This window comes from Pseudomonas sp. FG86, from assembly GCF_057808775.1.
This window is the reverse complement of the sequence record NZ_JBMDIS010000153.1, coordinates 1-8,004: the sequence shown is the minus strand read 5'-3', so window position 1 is coordinate 8,004 and position 8,004 is coordinate 1. Positions and strand designations below refer to the sequence as shown.

The 8,004-nt window shown below is 60.5% G+C and carries 7 protein-coding genes; 2 read left to right on the top strand and 5 right to left on the bottom strand.

The features are described 5' to 3' along the window. Positions 1-124 precede the first annotated feature (124 nt). Genes ACODSV_RS35475 through ACODSV_RS35460 form a run of 4 tightly spaced genes read right to left on the bottom strand, consistent with a single transcriptional unit; the run spans position 125 to position 3,898 of the window. Entirely contained in the window at positions 125-1,204 is a 1,080-nt protein-coding gene (locus tag ACODSV_RS35475) for a polyamine ABC transporter substrate-binding protein (RefSeq protein WP_150054798.1), read from the bottom strand. 60 nt (positions 1,205-1,264) lie between these two features. Further along, the gene (locus ACODSV_RS35470) at positions 1,265-1,606 is read right to left on the bottom strand and encodes a cupin domain-containing protein (protein WP_024075590.1); all 342 of its coding nucleotides are present in this window, start codon (positions 1,604-1,606) and stop codon (positions 1,265-1,267) included. 26 nt (positions 1,607-1,632) lie between these two features. Beyond that, positions 1,633-3,039: an NAD(P)/FAD-dependent oxidoreductase gene (locus ACODSV_RS35465; RefSeq protein WP_024075591.1), complete on the bottom strand. Its 1,407-nt coding sequence runs from the start codon at positions 3,037-3,039 to the stop codon at positions 1,633-1,635. 49 nt (positions 3,040-3,088) lie between these two features. Continuing rightward, complete coding sequence (locus ACODSV_RS35460) at positions 3,089-3,898, bottom strand: helix-turn-helix transcriptional regulator (RefSeq protein WP_024075592.1); 810 nt, start codon at positions 3,896-3,898, stop codon at positions 3,089-3,091. Positions 3,899-4,154: 256 nt separating this feature from the next. Between ACODSV_RS35460 and ACODSV_RS35455 the strand changes: the two genes are divergently transcribed. Then, positions 4,155-4,427, top strand: a complete 273-nt coding sequence (locus ACODSV_RS35455) for a DUF1652 domain-containing protein (protein ID WP_150054799.1) — start codon at positions 4,155-4,157, stop codon at positions 4,425-4,427. A gap of 72 nt (positions 4,428-4,499) precedes the next feature. Here ACODSV_RS35455 and ACODSV_RS35450 read toward each other — a convergent pair whose 3' ends face one another. After that, positions 4,500-6,947, bottom strand: a complete 2,448-nt coding sequence (locus tag ACODSV_RS35450) for a UvrD-helicase domain-containing protein (protein ID WP_150054800.1) — start codon at positions 6,945-6,947, stop codon at positions 4,500-4,502. Positions 6,948-7,165: 218 nt separating this feature from the next. Here ACODSV_RS35450 and ACODSV_RS35445 point away from each other — a divergent pair, with 218 nt between their 5' ends. Beyond that, complete coding sequence (locus tag ACODSV_RS35445) at positions 7,166-7,861, top strand: pirin family protein (protein WP_069076137.1); 696 nt, start codon at positions 7,166-7,168, stop codon at positions 7,859-7,861. Positions 7,862-8,004 lie beyond the last annotated feature (143 nt).

The window sequence follows — 8,004 nt, the reverse complement described above, 5'->3', positions numbered from 1 at the left end:
ATGCAGGACAAACTGTGGGAGGGGGCTTGCCCCCGATGGCGGTGGGTCAGCCACAGATGCATCAACTGACACCCCCCATCGGGGGCAAGTCGAATCGTCGCACTGCCCCTCCCACATTAGTTCTTCAGCGACCCGTGCGAATGGTGTTCCACACCCGCGTGCGAATCCGGTCGATATTCAGTGGCATGGCCTCCAGCGCGAATAACTTGCCCATCATTTCGTCGCTCGGGTAGATCTTGGTGTCCGCCTTGATCTCAGGGTCTACCAGGCTATCCGCTGCGCTGTTGCCGTTGGCGTAGTGCACCGAGTTGGTGATGTCCGCCATTACCCGGGGTTCCAACAGGTAATTCATGAAGGCGTAGCCGGCTTTTTCATCGGGCGCATCGGCGGGCATGGCCACCATGTCGAACCAGATCGCCGCGCCTTCCTTGGGAATCTGATAACCGATATTCACGCCATTCTTGGCTTCCTTGGCCCGGCTTTCGGCTTGCAGCACGTCGCCGGAGAAGCCCACTGCGACGCAGATGTCGCCATTGGCCAGGTCGCCGGTGTACTTCGAAGAGTGGAAATACGCCACATAGGGCCGCACTTTCATCAGCAGCGCCTCGGCTTTCTTATAGTCCTCAGGGTTCTTGCTGTGCGGCGCCAGCCCCAGGTAATTGAGGGCGATCGGCAACAGTTCCGGGCCGTTATCCAGGATTGCCACTCCGCACTTGCTGAGTTTTTCCATGTATTCGGGCTTGAAGATCAGGTCCCAGGAGTTCACCGGCGCGTTGTCACCGAGCACGGCCTTGACCTTGTCGATGTTGTAGCCAATGCCAGTGCTGCCCCACAGGTACGGAAAACCGTGGGCGTTGCCGGGGTCGTTGTTTTCCAGGGCCTTGAGCAGTACCGGGTTGAGGTTCTTCCAGTTCGGCAACTGGCTCCTGTCGAGCTTTTTCAACGCGCCCCCCTGGATCTGCCGCGCCATGAAGTGGTTGGACGGGAACACCACGTCGTAGCCGGAATTACCCGTCATCAACTTGCCATCGAGGGTCTCGTTGCTGTCATACACGTCGTAGCTGAAACCGATGCCGGTTTGTTTCTGGAAGTTCTTCGTGGTGTCCGGCGCGATGTAGCTCGACCAGTTGTAGATCTTCACCGTTTCGGCGGCCTGGCTGATAGAGGCCACCAACATCAAGGGCAACAGGGCAATGGCTTTCATGGTTCGATTTCCTGGCGGTTTTAGGGCTGTTTTTATGGCAGGCGATCAAGGATCAAAGCGTTACAGGATCAATACGTAGGTCTTGCGCACGGTTTCCTGGATATCCCAGATTCCGGTGCTGTTGGCCGGCAACATCAGTGCATCGCCGGCTTCTATATGCAGGACTTCACCGTCGTCCGGGGTGAAGGTGCAGCGGCCCTGGATAAAGTGACAAAACTCCTGGGATTTGATCTGGCGGCGCCAGCGGCCCGGGGTGCAGGCCCAGATGCCGGTTTCGACGCCATCGCTGCGTTCCACGCTCAAGGTCGACGCCACCGCAATGGGCTCCCCCAGGGGCACGGCGACCGGTGACGAGTCCGGCAGGTGGGTGTTCAGCGCGTCTTTGAATTGAGTAATGCTCATGGGTGTACCTGTGTGATTGAAACGGCTCAGTGCATGAAACCTTCCATGAAGCCCGCCACGCCGGTCGCCAGCTTGCGGCGCCAGGGCGCGGTATTGGGGTTGGCCAATACCTGGTCTTCATGGACAAAACTACGAATGATCGCGTTGTAGCCCAGCCAACGGCACGGTTCGGGCTCCCAGGCCCTGAGCGCCTCCAGGCCGCGGTCGCGGATCACCCAGGGTTGATGGGTCAGCGGGGTGTCGCGGCCCAGGATCAAGTCGGCCAGGGTGCGACCACCCAGGTTGGTGGCGCCGACGCCCTCCCCGCCATAACCGCCGGACAGCGCGATACCGGTCTTGTGATCGCACAGCATGTGCGGCTGAAAACGTCGCGACATGCCGAGGTTGCCGCCCCAGGAATGGGTAATCCGCACGTTCTTCAACTGCGGGAACAGTTCACCGAACAGATAGCGACGCAGCTCGACTTCGCTGTCGGTCAAATCGAAGTTGTGGCGCAATTTGCCGGCAAACTGATAACCGCCGCGCGCGCCGAACACCAGGCGGTTGTCGGCCGAACGCTGGCCGTAGGTAACCTGCCGGCTGCTCTCGCCGAAGGCCTGGCCGTGATTCAGGCCGATCTCATCCCAGGTGCTGGCGGGCAAGGGTTCGGTCGCGACGATCAGGCTTTGCACCGGCAGCTGATAACGCCCCAGGGGCGGCAACGTCGGTGCGTAGCCCTCGATGGCCGGCACCACCCAGCCGGCGCGCACGCTGGCTTGGGCCGTGCGCAGGCTGCCGGACTGCCAATGGGTCACCGGGCTGTTTTCATAGAGGGTCACCCCGAGGCTTTCAACGACGCGCGCAAGGCCACGTACCAGCTTGGCCGGGTTGATCGTCGCGACATGGGGGGCGTAGATGCCGCCATAGGGCTTGGCGATGCGTATCTGCTCGGCCAGCTGTTGCGGGTTCAGCCAACGGTAATCGGCTTCGGTGAGGCCTTGGGCGTAGAGCTTTTCCAGGTAGCGGCGCAGGCTGCCTTCCTGCTCCGGGTAACGCGCCGCGCAATACAACGCACCGCCCTTGCGGTAGTCACACTCGATGCCTTCGCGGGCCACTACCTGGGCCACTTCATCGGGGATGCCATGCAACAGGTCAAACGCGGCGCGGCGTTGCTGCGGCGCCAGGCCCGCCAGCAGGCGGTCTTCGCCCAACAGGTTGCCCATCAGCCAGCCGCCATTGCGCCCGGACGCACCGAAACCGGCGGTTTGCGCCTCGATGATCGCAATTTTCAGCTCGGGCGCCTGGCGCTTCAGGTAATAGGCGGTCCACAGGCCGGTGTAACCGGCACCGATGATGGCAACGTTGACGTCCAGGTCATGGACCAGGGGCGGCCGCGCCTGCAGCGGGTCGTCCAGTTGATCCATCCATAAACTGATATTGCGCCATGCCGGCATGCCAGGTTCCCCTACCTCGTTTCGATAGGCTGGATCCTAGAGCGCGGTGTCAGGGGCTGTCTTGCGCGCGTGCACGCAGGGAAATTTGTTTGACGTAGGCCTTCGGCGATTGGCCCGTGTGCTGGCGAAAAGCACTGTAGAACGCCGACAGCGAATTGAAGCCGGCGGCAAACGCCAGGTCATCCACTTTGATCGGCGGCGCGGCCTGTTCCAGCGCGACGAGCAAATGCTGGAGCCGCGCCTGGTTGACGTAGCGATAGAAGCTTTGCCCCAGCACCTGGTTCAACAGGTAGGAAATTTGATTGCGGCTATAGCCACATTCCTTGGCGACCCGTTGCAGGTCCAGCTCGGGGTCCAGGTAGGGTTGCTGCTGCTGGAAGTATTGCTGCAGGTCATTGGCCATATGCCCCAGTTGCTGAGGTGACAGGCCCAGGCGGCTGACGGTTGGGCGCGTGGCTTGGGGCGTCTGTTCGTGGACCAGCGAAGCGTACTCATTGACCCGCCAGATCAGCCCATCGCGCACGGTGATCGCCTCGCTGGTACGAAAGGACACCAGGCCCTGGCCGCCGCGCAAGGTAATTCGGTACTGGATAAACGCGGTATCGCCATCGGCGCGAATACGGTCCATGTGCTCAATGGCTTCATCCGGGCCGCGTGGCATGCTGGCTTGCAGGTACTCACGCAACTGCGCGTAATCGACGACACGGTTCTGGAAGAAATCGTGGTACTGGATGTGCGGGTGATAGTAGGACATCACCCCGTCCAGGTCCCGATGACGCCAGCATAGGTGGTGACGCAGCACTAATGCCCTCGTGGCTTGGGTGTGCTGGCAATCATCGTCAGGGGCGTTGTCGGGCATGAACGGCTCTGTGGCGGGAAAACCGTGGAGATTGCCGAATTTCGACACAGCCTTCAATGGGCAGCCGCCACTTCAGACTAATGGCCTTTTGCCCAGATTCAAGTACGACATGACCCACGTCAAACAATGGGAAAAGAACCGCCGAACGGATCGAAAAAACTCACATTGTGGGTGTGAACGGATGCTACTTTTAAGCTCTCACGTGCCATGACCAGTGACGGTCCTGGCCCTTGCCGCGAGCTAAAGGAAGCGCTCAATGAACAAGGTGCGCAACATGAGCAAAGTGACGTTCCCCAACGCTTGCCAGCTGATGCGCTGGCATTTTCATCCAATGGGCTTCGAGGGCAGCATGGACGCGCCCGGCAGCATGGTCGCGCGCCTGTTCGATCGGGCCAGCGGCGAGACGTTGATCGCCATCGCCGGCATTCCCTGTGCCACGGTGATGAATGCCGCCGATGTCGAACGCATCATCGAGGCGGTGGAAGATGAGCTCGAGTCGTTTGTGCCGCCGCAGTCGCTGAGGGCCTGAGGCCGATCCAGCACACGTCAACCCCCTGTGTGAGGGAGCCTGTCCCCCCCACATCTGAGGTGCATTTACCGGCTAATTGCGTTGATCATCGAAAAACGCTTTCTTGCCATCCACCCGCTCCGACGCCTTGGGCACATTCACCGCTTGGCCCTCGGGTTGTTCCACGTACCAGTAGCAGTGGCTCACCGCCCGGGTGATGCCCACATAGGCCAGGCGCAGTACCTCATCCTTTTGTGCCGTGTCATAGGGCTCGCTGTCACCGTCCTTGCCCAGGCCCGCCATGCGATACACCTGGTTCTTGTAGCGCGAGCTGGTCACGTGCTGGCAATCGCCAAGCAGGAAAACCGTATCCGCCTGCAGCCCCTTGGCACTGTGATACGTCAGTTGCTTGAGGCGTCGCGCGGCGGGCGGCAAGCTGGAATCCAGATTAACTACAGACTGAATATGCTCTTGAATCATCAGCTTATCGCTACTTTTTCGATACAGCATTAACACCGATTCACCCTTCTCATAATGCGCCTGCAACTGGCGTCCGAGTGCGGCATCATCCCGCGCCAGCACGGTGACCGGCACCAACGCCCTCGGCGCCCCGCTGGCCTTGGCCTTCTTGCCCGGAATGGCCGGCGCGGCCCGCACGATATGTTCAGCCGCATCAATGATGTGCTGGTGACTGCGGAAGTTCTCGCCGAGCATCACGCGGGTGGTACTCGGTGACGGGAATTCCTGGTTGAACGCCATAAAGTACTTGGGCGAACTGCCGCGCCAGCCGTAGATCGATTGCCAGTCATCGCCCACGCATAGCAGCGAGGAATGCTGAGCCGCACGCCCCACGTGCATGGCCGGTCCACGGCTGCGGATTTCTCGCAGGCTGGCACGGATCCAAGACACGATCTGCGGCGATACGTCCTGGAACTCGTCGATCATCAGGTGCGACAACGGGCGCAACAGCGGATCACTCAGCAGCTTGAGGTTTTCCGGGGTGTTTTCGCCGAACAGCGAGAACATCCGGTTATAGGTCATGATCGGCGGCGTCTGGTCCAGCAGATGATCTTCCAGGGCTTTCCAGAAGATGCTCAAGGCCTCGAAAAACAAGCGGTCCGGATCGTCCTTGGCGAAACTCATCTGGCCGACAGCGGTGGGCACGTCCAGACCGAGGTTCTCGATAAAGCCCGCCGCCATGACAAAACTGTCCAGCAGCGGTGCCGACGACAACTCACCTTTGACCTTGTAATCAAAGCCGGGCCCGGCGCTGGCATCACCGGCGAGGCTACTCAGAAGCCGCTCGGATGATTGGTAACTATCTATCCATATCAATGGCTTACGGCAGAAAGCTTGAAACAGTGTGCGCTTCACTGCCCACTCTGCGCGTACCGACAGCTTGGCATTGGGGCGGCTGACCTGAGCGTTTTCCCGCGCGTCGAAGCCCAGCACCACCCAGGCATCCAGCTGCGGGATATAGCCATGGCAATGAAACTGCGCGCCATTGATCTCAACGGTCTGGCGGTTGGGTTCAATGCCTTTGATCGGCCAGGCGCCCGCGCGAAACCACAGGTCCTCGATCACATCGCACAGCTCTTCATCGCGCTTGGCTGCCAGTTCGGTCACCGCCATACGCTTTTGTACATCCGGGTGATCGCGCTCCAGCTCCTTGAGCTGCAAACCATGGCGCGCCAGCGGTGCGATCAGCTCACGGAAACGTGGATGCCGCCCCTGCAACTGGTGGTAACAGGCGTTCAACTGATGGCGCTGTGCTGGGTTGATGCGCAGGTCGAACGGGTTGCTGTCGGCGTCCTCGACGCTGGCCCCGAGGTTCTCGAATGCCTGCAGCCGCTCGAAGCCCGGCAGGCTGCGCACCATGGGCAGGATGCGCGAATGAAAGGTACGCACCACCGCTTGGGCTTCTTTCATTTCAATAGGTTGGCCCCATAAGCTGAGAATCTCCATCAGCTTTTGAATGAAGTCCTTGCGCGACTCACGGGTAAAGGTCACCACGGTCATCGAGCTCAATTCATAGCCCAGGTAATGGGTGAGCAACAGGATACGCAGCACCAACGAGGTGGATTTTCCCGCGCCGGCGCCGGCAATCACCGAGGTGGACGGCGTGTCGCTGAAGATCATCTTCCACTGCGCAGTGCTGGGTTGGGCATGGGCCGGCAGCAAGCGCGCCACGTCGGCCTTGATGCGCTTCTTAAGCTCGGCGGTGAGGGGCAGTCGCCAATCGTCGAACAGGTTGTCATCCACGCCGGGGGCACGGTGTTCGTCCGGGCGGAAATCACGGATCAACAGGACCTGGCGGCCTTCCTCAAGGCCATCGGCCTTACCCTCGCGATACCCATACTCCACACCCGCCTCATGCCCGCTGCGAAAGCCATCGGCCTGCCCATGCAACCAGGAAAACCGGTGCTGCGCGCGCAGGCGCGTCAAACCGTGGCCGAACAAACGGGCCGCCAGGCGTTTCAGCAGCGGCATTTCAGCCAAAGGGCGAAGTTCTGGGGGCAGTTCAGGCTGTTGTTGCGGCACGCGGACTCCTGGGGTGAGCTTGGCTTTGACGAGTGCGCCATGGTCGCCGGAATCGGCGCGCAGTTCCAGCCAATTGCTTTGCGCTCATGCAGTTAGGCGATGAAGTGAAAGTCAAAACGCCACTAATCAATCGGATTTACAGATAGGAATAAGGCAGTTTTTACGCTTTTTATCGATCATGTGCTCAGGGAAGATAGGCTCATCAATAGGAGACCGTCATGCTTGAACTTCGACCTTTCAACACTCTGGGTGGCGCCCATCATGGTTGGCTTGACGCCCATCATCACTTTTCCTTCGCCGAGTACCACGACCCCAAGCGCATGCACTGGGGCAACCTGCGGGTGTGGAACGACGACATCATCGCCCCGGGTACCGGTTTCCCGCAGCACCCGCACCGCGATATGGAAATCATCACCTATGTGCGTGAGGGTGCCATCAGCCATGCCGACAACCTCGGCAACAAGGGCCGTACCGAAGCCGGCGACGTACAGGTCATGAGCGCGGGCACCGGGATCGCTCACAGCGAATACAACCTGGAAGCCACGCCGACCAAGATTTTCCAAATCTGGATTATCCCGAACGAGGCCGGATTGCCGCCGTCATGGGGGGCCAAACCGTTTCCCAAGGGCGATCGCGAGGGGTTTGTCACGTTGGCCAGCGGCAAGGCCGGTGACAGCGAAAGCCTGCGTATTCGGGCCGATGCACGGCTGGTGGCGGCGACCCTGAAGGCTGGGGAAAGTGCCGAATACCGGCTGGACAGCGGGCGTCGCGCCTACCTGGTGCCGGCAACGGGAGTGATTGAGATCAATGGCTTGCGGGCGCAAGCTCGAGATGGCGTAGCGGTGGAGGATGAGCAGGTATTGCGCGTGACCGCGATAGAAGACAGCGAAATCGTGCTGGTCGACCTGGCCTGATCTGACGCCCTGCCTGAATCAAACCTGGGGGGCAAGCCCCAATGCCCGTCAGTCAAGAGATAGAACGGGCAAATGGCGAGCCTGATTGTTGTGGCGAACGGGCTTGTTGTGGCGAGCGGGCTTGCCCCGCGTTGGGGCGCGAA

Bases quoted from the DNA above. Each gene is read 5' to 3' on its own strand.
- ACODSV_RS35475 (WP_150054798.1), bottom strand. From the start codon at position 1,204: ATGAAAGCCATTGCCCTGTTGCCCTTGATGTTGGTGGCCTCTATCAGC.
- ACODSV_RS35470 (WP_024075590.1), bottom strand. From the start codon at position 1,606: ATGAGCATTACTCAATTCAAAGACGCGCTGAACACCCACCTGCCGGAC.
- ACODSV_RS35465 (WP_024075591.1), bottom strand. From the start codon at position 3,039: ATGCCGGCATGGCGCAATATCAGTTTATGGATGGATCAACTGGACGAC.
- ACODSV_RS35460 (WP_024075592.1), bottom strand. From the start codon at position 3,898: ATGCCCGACAACGCCCCTGACGATGATTGCCAGCACACCCAAGCCACG.
- ACODSV_RS35455 (WP_150054799.1), top strand. From the start codon at position 4,155: ATGAACAAGGTGCGCAACATGAGCAAAGTGACGTTCCCCAACGCTTGC.
- ACODSV_RS35445 (WP_069076137.1), top strand. From the start codon at position 7,166: ATGCTTGAACTTCGACCTTTCAACACTCTGGGTGGCGCCCATCATGGT.